Source organism: Parabacteroides sp. AF17-28 (assembly GCF_003479205.1).
Taxonomy (GTDB): domain Bacteria; phylum Bacteroidota; class Bacteroidia; order Bacteroidales; family Tannerellaceae; genus Parabacteroides; species Parabacteroides acidifaciens.
The window spans coordinates 1-14146 of record NZ_QUGV01000005.1 but is presented as its reverse complement, the minus strand read 5'-3'; the positions used below and the strand labels follow the sequence as shown (position 1 = coordinate 14146).

Genomic DNA, 14146 nt, shown 5'->3' with positions numbered 1-14146 from the left:
CAGATGGCAAAGGTAGAATAAATAAACTTGAACACAAATGAAATACAAGCGAATTTGCAGCCTCTTTTAACGCCTTTTAGTGGAGAAAGGCCTAAATCTGTACCAGAATGACAAAAAGCAAATATTTTCTTCGAAAAAAATCCCTCTAACGATACACCGGAATAAAATATTTACTAATTTCGCAGCGTCTAACAAGACAAACTGGTGCATTCGTCTAGTGGTCCAGGACGCCGCCCTCTCACGGCGGAAACTCGGGTTCGACCCCCGGACGCACTACTAAAAGCCTGTGGTAGAAACCGCAGGCTTTTATTTTCCCTCATCATCTACATAAAACGGCTCACCCGATATTTCTTGGGGGAAAATAATGAATCAATAACGGATAAACCTTGGTCCTCTATTGCATGTTACGACTGTATTCCTTTTATGTCACAACTGTCTTCCTTCTATGTTACGGTTGGATTTCTTTTGTTTCACGGCTGTGACATGAATAGCGGGTAGGTACGGAGGAGGCACACATTCCGCATCATTCATTCTATCTGCCGGGTTATTCATTCCTTTACGGCACTATAACCCCATGAAGCACTGCAATACTATTTCGCAGCCGATCTTGACGAGTCAGGACCTTCACGCTTGTTTACAGTTGTAAGTAGTTTTGAACCATAAATGATGTATTTATCCCCCAATGATTATCGGGTGAAAACATATTATCAGTCTTTAAATCTTTATAAAAACGCCGGCAGGCATTAATCTTTTCCACCTTCTGCTTTGTTTATAGTTTACATAACAGATAACATAAAATGGAGTTTATCATGAATAAAGGGACTATAGGATTAAATGCCGGTGCCATTTGCAATTTATTGCTGGATGGCGGATGTTGGAGTTTTGAGGAGTTGAAAAGGGCTACAGCTTTAACTGAAGCTGATCTGTGGTCCGCTATCGGATGGCTGGCAAGAGAAAACAAAATCGAAATCAAGAGTGCCAGCAGCCAATTGGCTTTTTCTCCGGGAGCGAATTGCTATTATTAAATGATTTATGATGTTTGCAGCATCTGCCAACTGTTTCCTACAGACGACAGATGCTACAACATCAGGACAAGATTCTTTATTTTTCCTTTCTGAATAAGGTTGAAACCACCGCACTATCTCCATCATTCGGAGCCGGCTGCAAGTTTAGTAAGCGGGCTATCATCAGATACAAATTTACATTTGCCATAACCGGAAGTTCTACATTTTGTTTGAACGACGGTCCTGCCGCATAAAAGATTGCCTCCATCTCGGGAGCATAATTGTCATATCCGTGTGTAGCGGCTAAGGTAGACCGCGCTCCCGGACGGAAAAGCACATATGTTCCGACATCCGGTTGTATAAACAAATCTCCGACACGCGGATTTTTACCATACACATACTTCTCCGGAATCTCATTCTTTTTCCATACCGTAATATGAGGCACACGTTTCAGGATTGCATAAGCGCTATCCGTATAAGTCGGCTTCGGATAAAGCAAAGTCGGTACACCGTCGAACACATACTCAAAGCTGTCACGCGGAAGGTAATCACTCAGATTCACAAAATTCTCCGGATGAATCGTTGCCATACCATGGTCGGACAAGACGATGAAATCAATCTTATTAAATATCTTCAATTTGCGCGCTTTGGCAAAGAAATCTCCTAATATCCGGTCCAACTCTTCTACCGTCGAAAGTGTCTCGGCTGCGTCGGGACCAACCTTATGGCCGATGGCATCCGGTTCTTCCATATACCACATAATCAGATGAGGACGGACTTTTTCAGGCAATTGCAACCAGGCAATCACTGAATCTGCACGATCTGAAAAAGGGACATTCTTATCAAATGGCTTCCAGACAGAAGGCTGGCGGCCTTGTATCGGATATTCACTTCCGACCCAATAAAACGAGGCAGTCCGCACACCTTGCTTTTCAGCAGTATTCCAGATCGGTTCTCCTCCGAAAAAGTCAGGATTGGGCTTGCCAAGCAGATAAATACTATCCAGATCGGGGGCATAAAAGAAATTACTCACCAATCCGTGATGGTCGGGATGCAAACCTGTTGCCATACTGTAATGATTCGGAAAAGTCACGCTCGGAAAACTGGGGCGAAAGGCAGCTTTCACCCCGACCCGTGCCAAAGAATCCAATGTCGGCGTATGAGCATGCAAAGGATAATCGGAACGAAAACCATCCATCGAAAGGACTACGACATAATGCTCTTTCTTAGAATGGGCAGTACATCCGGCTATCGATAAATAAATTATCGAGAAAAGGCCAATCAATATTACAGTAAGAAATCTATACATTTACAATTAGAATATATATTTAACTCCGATTTGGGCATGCCAGCGAGACAAAAGATCATTCTTTGTAATCGTATTCTTCGAATTATAAGCATACGTGTTCGTATAGTTGCCATCATCACCTTTCTTATTTCCGATCACCTGCAATGGCATTACGTTATAAGCCGCAGCATAAGAAGATCCCCACTTTTTATTCAGCATATTGGCAAAGTTGGTCACGTCGAATGTCACCTGGAACTTGCTGCCCCGTGCTTTCAACACAAAGATATCTTGTGCCACATGCAGATCAATCCGGTTTTCCCATGGAGCAGAATTTGAATTTCTGTCGGCATATTGTCCACGGTGTTTCTTCGCATAGCTGTCGCCTTCAATCCAGTTATTAAAGTTCTGACGATCTTCTTCTGTCTTGAAGTCCATCTTTTTCAACTCGTCTTCAGTCGGGATATACAACAGGGAGTTACCACCGAAGCCATCACCATTATAATCGATATAGACCGTTTTCTTTGTATCAGCATTATAATAGGACTCATTCATCGTCAGGCTATAACGCTGTCCCACGTATCCATTATAAATAAGGGAAACGGTTGTAGCCAGGAATCCGTTAGCATAACGGGGTGTCGTATAAGAAACAGAAGCCATTACACGGTGAGGTATATCAAACATGGAATAAGCCAGACCCGGGTTATTGGTATCTACTGCATAATTATATTTCCAGTTAGAATAGGCAACGGAAGATGTTCCGTCATAAACAGATTTGGAATGTCCGAATGTATAAGATGCAGCCAAGCCCAAACCAAAGTCGAAACTCTTTTCAAACAGAGCTGACAATGAATAAGTATAGCCATCATTTGTATTCTTCAAATTGGTAATACTGAAATATTTCTTATCAACCGAATAAAAAGGAGTAGCCGAAGCCTCTACACCCGGAACAGCATAGACTTTTGCATTGCTCGACAATGCCAGGTTTTCAAAATATACATTATTAAAGGTCTTGGAATAAAGGCCCTCTACCGTCATCCTTACATCTCCCGGCAACATCTGTTCCAAAGCCAGATTCGCACGGAATACCTGCGGATATTTGAAACTCTTGGATACTGTTACGATATCGGGCGTAGCAGGGCTTCCCGATTGCGAATTCATAGCACCGATAGGATCTTTCGCATACTGTCCTAAAGAAGGAGCGGGTGAAGATCCGGAAGCAAAGATTGTCGTACCTTTCTGCTCGATACCTGTATTGTTATAAGCATTGGAAAGCCATACGAAAGGAACACGGCCGGTGAACAAACCTACTCCACCACGAATCAGCGTATTCCGGCTGTCATCCGTGTACCAGCGGAATCCCAAACGGGGTGAAACCATCACTTTTGCACCGGGCATTTCCCCTACTCTTTCCTTAATATTCTTACTGGCGGCATACTCATTAAATTCATTGTTGACAGTCGGATCGTTAAACAGCAACGGAATATCGAAACGCAGACCGTAAGTCAAAGAGAAACGATTGGTAACCATCCAATTGTCCTGAGCATAGAAACCGAATTGACCGGCTTTTATAATAGGTGTATATTGGTAGTCACCGCCCGTAACATCCGGGTCTGTATATTTAAATACATACTTGGACGGGCTGTCGTTCAGGAATGCGTCCATCGAACCGAACTCCCAGGAACCGGTAACCGCCTGGATAAACAGGTTCTTCATCCGGAATATCTCGTTATGTGTACCAAAAGTAAAAGTATGATTGCCCTTATACCAAGAGAGGTTATCTTCAAATGTATAAATATCCTGATCCAGCGCATTGGCTCCGGAAGAATATTCCGTACCGATATTGACAGTCGTGTTATTCGTCCCGCTGTTATCGCTACCGTTAATCTTTACATTCGGCCCTTGATAGGCAACTTCGCGTTGGTCGCGCACTGTCGTAAGACTTGCACGGAATTCATTATATAAAGCATTATTCAAGTGAGAGTTCCATTCTGCCACGAATGAATTCGTTTTATTCTTCATCCGGTAACCACTGTTATTAAAGAAATAGGTCATGTTGGCCGGGCTGTAGATATCGTCGTATGAATTATTCAGCTGATAGCGGAAAGCCAGCTTGTTATGTTGGTCGATATTCCAGTCGATACGTCCCAAGAAGCTGAATGCTTTCTGATCTACATCACGCGGGCCGTAGCCTTCGCGAATACCGGTATATTGTTCATACTTATCAGCAATAGTCTTTGCCATATCTACTATAAAGCCCTTCGCATCATAGCCGGCATAAAAACGTGAAGGATAAGACTCCTTACGGTTCTCAACATTGGCGAAGAAGAACAGTTTGTCTTTAATGATCGGACCGCTCAACGTACCGCCAAATGTCTTGGTCGACTGTTCGGAAAGTTTGTCCTTTACATTATCTTTAAAGGCATTGTATTTTCCATAAAGGCTCTCATTCGTAAAATAAGAATAAGCCGACGCATGGAAAGTGTTATTTCCTTGTTTGGTAATCGCGTTGATACCACCTCCGGTAAAACCGCTCTGGCGAACATCAAAAGGAGCGACTACAACCTGGATTTCCTGAATAGCATCCATTGAAATGGGGTTGGCATTGGTTTGACCACCATTTGTTCCTGACGGAGCTAATCCAAATACATCATTACTGACTGTTCCGTCGATCTGAAAACTGTTATACCGGTTATTGGAACCGGCGAAAGAAATACCCCCATTCTTGGAGGTCATTGCCATCGGCATATTCTTCACCACATCATAAATGTTACGGTCGACAGTCGGAGTTGACTGGATCCTGTTAGCAGAAAAGTTTTCCGATGCTCCGATTTTCTTCTTAGCATCTGCCGTTACAACGACTTCCCCTAATTGTTGCGAACTGGGCTGCATAGTTGCATCCAATACAAACGTATTACCCAATTCCAACCTGATATCTGTAAAAACATCTTTTTGATAACCTACATAAGAGATCTCCACTTTATATGGACCGCCGGTACGCATACCTTGTATTGTATAACGGCCGTCCACATTTGTAACTGCACCGTACATAGTTCCGGACGGTTCGTGCACCGCCACCACAGTCGCTCCAATAACACTCTCATTCTGATCATCGATAACCTTTCCACTCAAAGCAGAAGTTGTCACCTGAGCCTGTACGGAAACACTCATACAGATCAATAAAAACAAAGACAGCAGATAACTTTTTTTCATACAGAAATTCTCTTTTTAATTTAACCCCCTATATTTTTTAACATTACGCCACAAATATACAATCTTATTATCACCTTTTTATTACATTTCTGTATAAATTTAGAGACAAAACATTAACTGTCTTCACCATCACGAAGGCTATCAGCTATGTCCTGATGCTGCCGTGCCAGCTCTTTCTCCCCTATATGCAAGAAAGATTCCGCAAGATATTCATGGGCTGCGGCATGTTTAGGCTTAAGATCGACTGCTTTCATAAAATCGGAAACAGCCTCGTCATAATATTTCAACTGGAGATAAGATTTTCCTCGATTATAACGCGCTTTGAATGACTGCGGGTTCAAACGCACAGCTTCATTCAGGCAGGTGACCGCCTGAAAACCGTCACCCAAATCGAGCAACGTCACTCCTTTGCGTACCCAGGCATCCACATATTCGGGGTAAAGTTTGAGCGCTTTATCAAAAGAACGGATAGCAGCGTTCGGATCGTGGGCTTTCGTTATACATTCATTCCCCATTAGGTAATATTCGTGGGCATATTCTTTCTGCACTTCACGCTGGGCGTATAGCTCCTCCCGGAGTTTCTTGATCTGTGCCTGTTGTGTATTCATCGTTTGCAGCTTCAAGCGAAGCAGGCGTTGCACTTCCGGCTTGCCTAATTCGTTCCGCTTGCCGACAGCGGCGGCAAATGCTTCGACAGCCTCTTTTATATTCCCGGACTTGAAGCTGTGGACGGCACGGGCATACAATAATTCGGCTTCACTTTCCTGCAGGCTTTTCTCGATCAGTTGGCGGTCATTAAACTGCTGGCTGAATTGTACGATTTCTTTCCGCACAAATATATCATGAGGCGAAATCCGGCTTTTCAGCACCAGGCCGTCCAAAGACGTACAACGGCTTAAAGCCACATAGGTCTGCCCGCCGGCAAAAACGCCACCGGTCAAGTCCACCACAACCCGGCTGAAAGTAAGCCCCTGGCTCTTATGCACGGTTATCGCCCATGCCAGGCGAATCGGTAGTTGTTCGAAAGTGCCGACAATCTCCTCTTCCACCTTCTTCTCCTTTTCGTTATATTTATATTTATAGTTACGCCAGGAAGTAGGTTCCACCAGATATTCCCTTCCGTCTTCAAGCAGGACAAAGACATTTCCATTCTCATCGATTCCGGACACCATGCCGATCGTCCCGTTCACCCAGCGCCGCTCATAATCGTTATCGATAAAAATAACCTGCGCCTGTTCCTTGATGGATAGATTCAACTGCGTCGGCAACGACGATTCCGGAAAATCGCCTTCGATCTTCCCCTTGGAGATAAACTCTTCACCCGGAAGTTCCGCCAGTTTCCGCTCATTGATGAAATCCACCTGGTCACGGCGGGTTGCAAGCGTAATATACATATCTTCGTTACGGGGAGTAAAATCAGGGAAATAACGGGCATTCAAAATATCCAGTTCCTGTTTTCGGGCTGCATTATTACGGATACGGTCCAGAATATTGATAAAGACCGGATCAGTCTGCCGGTAAACCTTCTGCAATTCGATAGGAACCAGATTAATATCCTTAAATACACGGGCTGAGAAAAAGAACGGACTGGCATAGAAAAGACTTAATATCTCTTTCTGGTCGGAAGGAACGACCGGTTCCAACTGAAAAACATCTCCGACAAACAACAGCTGCTTTCCACCGAACGGCAAGCGCATATTACCGGAAAATACCCGCAGGACGCGGTCTACACAATCGATAATATCGGCCCTGACCATCGAAATCTCGTCGATGATGATCAGTTCGACTTCCTCAATCAGCTTTCGGTGTTTCTTCGTATATTTGAAAAACTCGAATATGCGTCCATTCTTCAAGCTCAAATCCGGATCGTCGGGGAGCATCGGACGGAACGGCAACTTGAAAAAAGAGTGGAGCGTCACTCCCTCCGCATTAATCGCAGCAATCCCCGTTGGCGCCAGTACGACATATTTCTTTTTCGTATGTCCGCAAATATACTTCAGAAACGTAGACTTACCCGTCCCAGCCTTTCCGGTCAGAAAGACGGACTGTCGCGTATGAGTGATCAGTTGCAAGGCATCCTGAAACTCCTTATTATCTGTATCAAGTTGAAATTCCAATCGTGTATTTTTTGAGTAGACAAAGCTATAGAATATTTTATATATCTGCTTATAAAAAGTTCATAATTTATTTGCAAACGTCCGAAACATTGCTTTACTTTGTGATATCAAAATAATATCAAATACTAATCATTATGAATGCACTTACAAAGAGTTCAAACGACACTAAGCTGCCAGGATTGATGGTTATTCAACCGAGCATTTCCCACGTACCGGCATTTTTCGGAAGGCACGCAGGAATATTTATGACATTGTAATACGAATATGGCCAAAAAGGAAAATGGGAATACGGTCAAGAGCTTCATTTTGCGTGTAGACGCAGAGATGATGGAAGCGATCGAAGCCTGGGCTGCAGACGAGTTTCGCAGCACTAACGGCCAAATACAGTACATTCTGGACCAGGCTTTACGAAAAGCAGGCCGGCTCAAGAAGAAACGGAAACAAAAAAATGAAGAAGAAGAAAAAGAGTAGAAAACAATAATAACGAAAACCTGTCCGGACGTTTTTTAATTTCCTTCGGTAGAAAATTACTTTTCATCCGAAGGAAATTTTATTTTCTACCGGATGAAACAAACCGGCGCTTATCAACGGCTGATAAACAGCCAGGCATCCTTATACTTCGGATTACTGCGGAGAGTCGCCATATAAGTTTCCGCATCTGCCCGGTTATCAAACTTATCGGCATAGATACGATACTTCCCGTCGCGAACCACCTTGCTGACATGCTTGCATTCCGCCCGGTCTACACCGGCTATAAACTCATCAGCCTGCGCTTCCGAAGGAAAACTGGCAATTACGATATGATACATTTTAGGATTGGCTTTCACCTCTTTCTTTGCAACAGCAGGTTGCACCACTACTGGTTTAGCCGCAACTGTTTCGCGCTTGGGAGCAGGTGCGACAGTCTTGACTTCTACTTCCGGCACAACATTTTCCGGCACACTTTCAGCTATAGCCTTTTCAACAAGAACCGGCTTTTGCGAAACCATTTCCGTCGGAACAAAGCTTGCCGTATAAGCATCCTGGTTGACATCTTTCACCGGTGTGGAAACAAGCAGGAACAAAGCCACTGCGGCAACAGATGCGACCGCGGTACGGATCAACCGGCGATTGACCGGGATTGTAAGAAGCGCAACTTCTTCCCGCTCTGCCTGCAACGGGGGCAAAGCCGGAAAATGGAAAACAGGCAGACCATACGAACCGACACTAAACAGTTCGGTTTCGCCCGGATGGAAAATCATCTGCCCTTCCTCACCTATACTGAACGAACCTAACACAACCATCGACAGTTTCTTGTATTGCTGCAAAGTCTTTTTCATATCCTCCACATCCTCTTCCAACATCAACTGTGCCTGGCGATAATTCACCCCGTGCATCTGCATATACGACTCAGGCAGAAGCCCGTCGTTATGCTGCAGCGTCATATTGAAACCGATCTCTTTCCGCAACGGGCGGAACGTATGTTCTTCCACTTTCTGCATGGCCGGAACGGTCTGCAGGACAAAACCTCCGAACTTCGGCACAATCACACAGTCATGCGCCAAAAGCAAACGTTCAATATGTGTTACGATTCTAAGCATACAACAAAGGTAGGAATTTGCACGAATCCGCAAAAGAAATCAGGATACATTTTCTAAACCTGCTATGCTAATTGCAAAATGACACAATAGTAAAATTATATTTTTTACCTTTGTAGCTATTATGTATTACTGGATTCATCAATCATTCTATATGGCCAAAGTCATTCCTTTTATAGGCGGCTGGCTGGCTGACCGCTTACTTGGCGACCCGGAAGGATGGCCACATCCGGTTGTCGGTTTCGGGAAAGTGATTTCCCTGGGCGAAAAGACAATGAATAAGGGAGATAACCGGGCTTTGAAAGGGGGAATCATGGCGCTTGTGCTGGTCATTGGCACCTATCTGATTTGCGAACGCATCCTGTATCTGGCCGGATATTTTTATCCGCCACTATCCTCCCTCTTGGTCGGAATCGGTGTGTTCTACTGTTTGGCGGGGAAAACGCTTATAAAAGAGGTTAAAGCTGTTTTTGAAGCCGTAGACCGCAGTACGGAAGAAGGGTGCAAACAGGTCGGCAGAATTGTCGGCCGCGACACATCCGGACTTTCTCCGCAAGAAATACGGGCGGCAGCCCTGGAAACGCTTGCCGAGAACCTGAGCGACGGCGTAATAGCCCCGATGTTCTGGTTTGCCCTGCTCGGACTTCCCGGCATGATGGCCTATAAGATGGTGAATACGCTCGACTCGATGATCGGTTATAAAAATGACCGTTATTTCGAATTCGGACAGATAGCCGCAAGGCTCGACGATCTGGCCAACTACATTCCCGCCCGGTTGACAGCCTGGCTGATGTTAGCTGTCTCCGGCAATCTGAATAAACAAGGGTTCGTCAAACGCTTCGGCCCTGCACATGCAAGTCCAAACTCGGGCTATCCGGAATCGGCTCTTGCAGCCATTTTGAATTGCCGCTTCGGGGGGACGCACGACTATTTCGGGAAACCGGTCGAAAAGCCTTATATCGGGACGAACGAACGGCCTTTTACAACCGAAGACATGTTAATTGCTATCAATATAAACAGCAATACAGAACTTGCAATGGGACTGATTGTTTGTTTAGTATCAACGATTATACACTAAATAATACGCACATATAATGGAAGTAAGATTAAATAAACTCATCAGCGACTCCGGTCTTTGTTCCCGCAGGGAAGCAGACAAATTTATCGAAGAAGGACGCGTGACCGTAAACGGCAGTTTGCCTCACGTCGGACAGAAAGTAACCGAGGGCGACATCGTCATGCTGGACGACCTCCGGGTACAAATCGGCAAACACGCCTCCGACCACGCCCGTGTGGCACGCGGCAAAGCCCAGGAACTGGTATTCGGCAGCCAAGAGAAAAAAGAGAAGAAAGAACAACCCCAGGCAGCTGCAACGGAAAAGAAAAGCACATCGAAACCGGGCGGTTCGAAAGGACCTCGTCCGGGGAAATATGTAAAATATAACAAATATGCTGCTGCACGCCATGCCGCACGTGACGGAGAAAAGCCGAAGAAAGAGACGAAGGCTGCCGGTCTGGATAAAGACCTGAAAGAAGCCTTGCAGCCCAAATTCGGGAAGTCATTAGGCCGCTCGGCTGTTGCACAACGGCTGGCAGCATCTCCTAAATCGGCCGCTTTGCGCAAGACGAGTAAAAACAATCCGGCGAACAAAGCGAGACGAACGGCATCACGCAATAAACCGAAAGGAGAATAAAAAAGAATGGCAGACAAGCATATCGTTTTGGTGACAGGCGGACAGCGTTCCGGAAAAAGCAAATATGCCGAACGGCTCGCATTGTCGTTAGCGGCCAACCCGGTCTATCTGGCAACGGCGCGCGTCTGGGATGATGAATTTCGCCAGCGTGTGCTCCGCCATCAGGCTGACCGTGGACCGGAGTGGACAAACATCGAAGAAGAAAAATACCTGAGCCGACATGACTTGAGCGGACGTGTTGTCGTGATCGATTGCGTCACGCTTTGGGGTACAAACTTTTTCTTCGACAGTGACGGCGACACCAAGCGTTCGCTGGACGAACTGAAAGATGAATTTAACAAGTTCACAGACCAGGATGCTTACCTGATATTCGTTACGAATGAAATCGGATTGGGAGGCGTATCCCCGGATGCCGTACAGCGGAAGTTCACAGACCTGCAAGGCTGGCTGAACCAATACATCGCATCCCGCGCCGATGAAGTCATCCTGATGATCAGCGGTATTCCCATGAAAGTAAAATAATAAAAACACTATACAATGATCTCTTTCAACATTCAAAAGCCTGACACCGCTCTCACCACAGCTCTGCAGGATAAAATCGATAATCTGACGAAACCCAAAGGTTCACTGGGTACACTCGAGGAAATTGCACTGCAAATCGGCCTGATCCAACAAACACTGTCTCCCACGCTGCATCATCCGGTCAACGTAATCTATGCCTCAGATCACGGTATTGCCGATGAGGGAGTCAGTAAATCCCCTAAAGAAGTCACCCGGCAGGTGATCCACAACTTCCTGAACGGAGGCGCAGGCGTTTGCTTCCTTTCCCGCCAACATGGTTTTGAAATCAAGATCATAGACGGAGGCGTGGATTTCGACTTTCCGCCTATCCCGCAACTGATCGACCGCAAAATCAGGAAAGGGACCCGCAACTTTCTCCACGAAGCGGCCATGACACAGGAAGAAATGGAATTAGCTCTCCAATATGGTGCCGACATCGTGACGGATTGCCATAACGAAGGATGTAATGTGATCAGTTTCGGGGAAATGGGAATCGGGAATACGGCTGCATCCAGTATGTGGATGACCTGCCTCACTGGGATTCCTCTCATTGACTGCGTAGGAGCCGGCAGCGGCCTGGATAACGAAGGAGTCAGACATAAATATAATGTATTAAAAAGCGCACTCGACAACTATCAGGGTGACAATAGCCCGTTGGATGTAATCCGTTATTTCGGGGGATACGAGATGGTCATGGCTGTTGGCGGTATGCTACGTGCGGCCGAACTGAAAATGATTATCCTGGTGGATGGCTTTATCATGACGAATTGCGTGCTGGCAGCCTCCCGTCTGTATCCTGAAATGCTGCCCTATTGCATATTCGGACATTGCGGTGACGAAGCCGGACATAAACGCGTATTGGACGTCCTGCAGGCAAAGCCGCTTTTGAACCTCGGCCTGCGCTTAGGCGAAGGTTCCGGTTCCGTATGCGCCTATCCGATCGTCGAGTCGGCAGTCCGCATGATCAACGAAATGCACAGCTTCAAACAAGCTGCAATCACCAAGTATTTCTAAAGTAATAAATTTCAACTTTCAACTTTTAATTTTCAACTAAACCATGCTCCGTATCCTCGCCGCCTTCATCTTCTTCACCCGGTTGCCCTTCTGGAGACTGGCTGAAGTGCCTTCGGAATATTTCAAGAATGTTGTCAGCCGTTGGGCTTTGGTCGGCTGGTTGACTGCAGGGCTTTCCGTGATCGTGCTCTATACCGCTTCGCTGATACTCCCGGCGAGTGTTGCCCTACTTTTGGCTATCATCACCCGCCTGTTAATAACCGGCTGCCTGCATGAAGACGGACTTGCCGACTTCTTCGATGGCTTTGGAGGAGGGACTTCCCGCGAACGCATTCTTTCGATTATGAAAGACTCGCATATCGGCAGCTACGGAGTGATCGGGCTAATCCTCTATTTCGGACTTTTATACACCCTGCTAAGCAGTTTGCCGTTGGCGATTGCCGGAAGCGCAATACTGGCCGGGGACCCGTTTTCTAAAGGTGTGGCAGGAATGATTATCAATCGACTGCCCTATGCGCGTAAAGAAGAGGAAGCTAAAAACAAAACAGTCTATAGCCGGATGTCGACAGGCGAATACACGTTTTGCCTGTTCACCGCCCTAATTCCCATATTCTGGCTTCCCGAACCGGTCTATTTTCTGGCCGGTCTGTTACCCGTCCTCACCTTTTACCTACTCACCTCTCTGATGAAAAAGAAAATACAAGGCTATACGGGTGATTGCTGCGGAGCCACATTCCTGCTCTGCGAATTGAGCTTCTATTTAGGAATCGCTATCATTTATACAACAACGATATAAAACGATGTAACATGGAAATCTATCTGGTCAGACACACATCCGTCGATGTACCCGCAGGCTATGCTTACGGACAAACAGACGTTCCGCTCCGTCCCTCTTTTGAAGAAGAGGCACAAGTCGTAAAAGAGACACTATCCGGACATACATTCGACAAAGTATGGTGCAGCCCGCTTACACGCTGCGTCCGCCTGGCAACCTATTGCGGTTATCCGGATGCAGAAAGAGAAAACCGTATCAAGGAGATCAACTTCGGAGAATGGGAAATGAAATCCTGGGAAGAGTTATCATCCGATCCCCGGTCTAAAGATTGGTTTGACGACTGGATCAACATTCCGGCTCCATCCGGCGAATCCTTGCAGGATCAATACAATCGGGTCAGTTCCTTCCTGGACGAATTAAGAAAAAGCGGATTGCAGAAAGTATGTCTCTTTGCACACGGCGGCGTCTTGACTTGTGCCCGTGTTTATAACGGAGAATACGCACTTAAAGACGCCTTCAAAAACGTTCCTTCTTACGGTGCAGTAATCAAATTAGAACTTTCCTAAACAGAAAAAGGAGTCAGTTCAAATGAACTAACTCCTCTTCACTTCGCTTTCGCTTTTAAAACGGCGGCTATCTACTCTCCCACTTTTACGCAGTACCATCGACGTGGTTGGGCTTAACTTCTCTGTTCGGAATGGGAAGAGCTGGATGCCCAACGCTATGACCACCTTAATACCTTATATTAAGATTTTTGACTGGACAACTCCATTTTGGAGTCACGTAACTTTTATTTCTGAGCTTATTGATGACTCTCATCATCAATCCTTCAGATCTATCAATCCTTTCCTTACGATAAGAAAGTCTCGGGCTATTAGTACTACTCGGCTTCGACATTACTGCCCT

Annotated in this window: 12 protein-coding genes, 1 tRNA gene and 1 rRNA gene; 9 read left to right on the top strand and 5 right to left on the bottom strand. The window is 45.8% G+C overall.

Annotation, left to right across the window (positions count from 1 at the left end; genetic code table 11):
- Positions 1-203 precede the first annotated feature (203 nt).
- Positions 204-276, top strand: a tRNA-Glu gene (locus DWW90_RS04765).
- A 533-nt stretch (positions 277-809) separates the two neighbouring features.
- Positions 810-1025 carry a winged helix-turn-helix domain-containing protein gene (locus DWW90_RS04760; RefSeq protein ID WP_115500610.1) on the top strand — a complete coding sequence of 72 codons (216 nt, stop codon included), beginning with the start codon at positions 810-812 and terminating at the stop codon, positions 1023-1025.
- A 76-nt stretch (positions 1026-1101) separates the two neighbouring features.
- Here DWW90_RS04760 and DWW90_RS04755 read toward each other — a convergent pair whose 3' ends face one another.
- The 3 genes from DWW90_RS04755 to DWW90_RS04745 all read right to left on the bottom strand — a co-directional run bounded on the left by DWW90_RS04755 (position 1102) and on the right by DWW90_RS04745 (position 7619).
- Positions 1102-2313 (bottom strand): ectonucleotide pyrophosphatase/phosphodiesterase, encoded by a 1212-nt coding sequence (locus tag DWW90_RS04755; protein WP_122344193.1) that lies wholly within the window; start codon positions 2311-2313, stop codon positions 1102-1104.
- Between the two features lie 6 nt (positions 2314-2319).
- Positions 2320-5502: a TonB-dependent receptor gene (locus tag DWW90_RS04750; RefSeq protein ID WP_122344192.1), complete on the bottom strand. Its 3183-nt coding sequence runs from the start codon at positions 5500-5502 to the stop codon at positions 2320-2322.
- A gap of 113 nt (positions 5503-5615) precedes the next feature.
- Entirely contained in the window at positions 5616-7619 is a 2004-nt protein-coding gene (locus DWW90_RS04745; RefSeq protein WP_122344191.1) for a tetratricopeptide repeat protein, read from the bottom strand.
- Positions 7620-7883: 264 nt separating this feature from the next.
- On the opposite strand from DWW90_RS04745, the gene DWW90_RS04740 reads away from it, so the two are divergent.
- Complete coding sequence (locus tag DWW90_RS04740; protein ID WP_122344190.1) at positions 7884-8090, top strand: Arc family DNA-binding protein; 207 nt, start codon at positions 7884-7886, stop codon at positions 8088-8090.
- Between the two features lie 113 nt (positions 8091-8203).
- Here the strand turns inward: DWW90_RS04740 and DWW90_RS04735 are convergent, their stop codons facing one another.
- Complete coding sequence (locus DWW90_RS04735) at positions 8204-9199, bottom strand: SPOR domain-containing protein (RefSeq protein WP_122344189.1); 996 nt, start codon at positions 9197-9199, stop codon at positions 8204-8206.
- A gap of 121 nt (positions 9200-9320) precedes the next feature.
- Between DWW90_RS04735 and cbiB the strand changes: the two genes are divergently transcribed.
- Genes cbiB through cobC form a run of 6 tightly spaced genes read left to right on the top strand, consistent with a single transcriptional unit; the run spans position 9321 to position 13806 of the window.
- On the top strand, positions 9321-10274 hold the full coding sequence (cbiB, locus tag DWW90_RS04730) for an adenosylcobinamide-phosphate synthase CbiB (RefSeq protein ID WP_122344188.1): 954 nt from the start codon (positions 9321-9323) through the stop codon (positions 10272-10274).
- 16 nt (positions 10275-10290) lie between these two features.
- Positions 10291-10890: a S4 domain-containing protein gene (locus DWW90_RS04725; protein ID WP_122344187.1), complete on the top strand. Its 600-nt coding sequence runs from the start codon at positions 10291-10293 to the stop codon at positions 10888-10890.
- Positions 10891-10896: 6 nt separating this feature from the next.
- Positions 10897-11412 (top strand): bifunctional adenosylcobinamide kinase/adenosylcobinamide-phosphate guanylyltransferase, encoded by a 516-nt coding sequence (locus tag DWW90_RS04720; RefSeq protein WP_122344186.1) that lies wholly within the window; start codon positions 10897-10899, stop codon positions 11410-11412.
- 15 nt (positions 11413-11427) lie between these two features.
- On the top strand, positions 11428-12465 hold the full coding sequence (cobT, locus tag DWW90_RS04715; protein ID WP_122344185.1) for a nicotinate-nucleotide--dimethylbenzimidazole phosphoribosyltransferase: 1038 nt from the start codon (positions 11428-11430) through the stop codon (positions 12463-12465).
- A gap of 43 nt (positions 12466-12508) precedes the next feature.
- Complete coding sequence (locus tag DWW90_RS04710) at positions 12509-13261, top strand: adenosylcobinamide-GDP ribazoletransferase (RefSeq protein WP_122344184.1); 753 nt, start codon at positions 12509-12511, stop codon at positions 13259-13261.
- 11 nt (positions 13262-13272) lie between these two features.
- Complete coding sequence (gene cobC / locus DWW90_RS04705) at positions 13273-13806, top strand: alpha-ribazole phosphatase (protein ID WP_122331011.1); 534 nt, start codon at positions 13273-13275, stop codon at positions 13804-13806.
- 58 nt (positions 13807-13864) lie between these two features.
- On the opposite strand, the gene rrf is transcribed toward cobC, so the two are convergent.
- Positions 13865-13975, bottom strand: a 5S ribosomal RNA gene (gene rrf, locus DWW90_RS04700).
- Positions 13976-14146 lie beyond the last annotated feature (171 nt).

Excerpts from the sequence above, each read along its gene's own strand:
- DWW90_RS04760 (WP_115500610.1), top strand. The coding sequence starts at position 810 with ATGAATAAAGGGACTATAGGATTAAATGCCGGTGCCATTTGCAATTTA.
- DWW90_RS04740 (WP_122344190.1), top strand. The coding sequence starts at position 7,884 with ATGGCCAAAAAGGAAAATGGGAATACGGTCAAGAGCTTCATTTTGCGT.
- DWW90_RS04725 (WP_122344187.1), top strand. The coding sequence starts at position 10,291 with ATGGAAGTAAGATTAAATAAACTCATCAGCGACTCCGGTCTTTGTTCC.
- DWW90_RS04720 (WP_122344186.1), top strand. The coding sequence starts at position 10,897 with ATGGCAGACAAGCATATCGTTTTGGTGACAGGCGGACAGCGTTCCGGA.
- DWW90_RS04710 (WP_122344184.1), top strand. The coding sequence starts at position 12,509 with ATGCTCCGTATCCTCGCCGCCTTCATCTTCTTCACCCGGTTGCCCTTC.
- DWW90_RS04750 (WP_122344192.1), bottom strand. The coding sequence starts at position 5,502 with ATGAAAAAAAGTTATCTGCTGTCTTTGTTTTTATTGATCTGTATGAGT.
- cobC (WP_122331011.1), top strand. The coding sequence starts at position 13,273 with ATGGAAATCTATCTGGTCAGACACACATCCGTCGATGTACCCGCAGGC.
- DWW90_RS04735 (WP_122344189.1), bottom strand. The coding sequence starts at position 9,199 with ATGCTTAGAATCGTAACACATATTGAACGTTTGCTTTTGGCGCATGAC.
- DWW90_RS04755 (WP_122344193.1), bottom strand. The coding sequence starts at position 2,313 with ATGTATAGATTTCTTACTGTAATATTGATTGGCCTTTTCTCGATAATT.
- cbiB (WP_122344188.1), top strand. The coding sequence starts at position 9,321 with ATGTATTACTGGATTCATCAATCATTCTATATGGCCAAAGTCATTCCT.
- cobT (WP_122344185.1), top strand. The coding sequence starts at position 11,428 with ATGATCTCTTTCAACATTCAAAAGCCTGACACCGCTCTCACCACAGCT.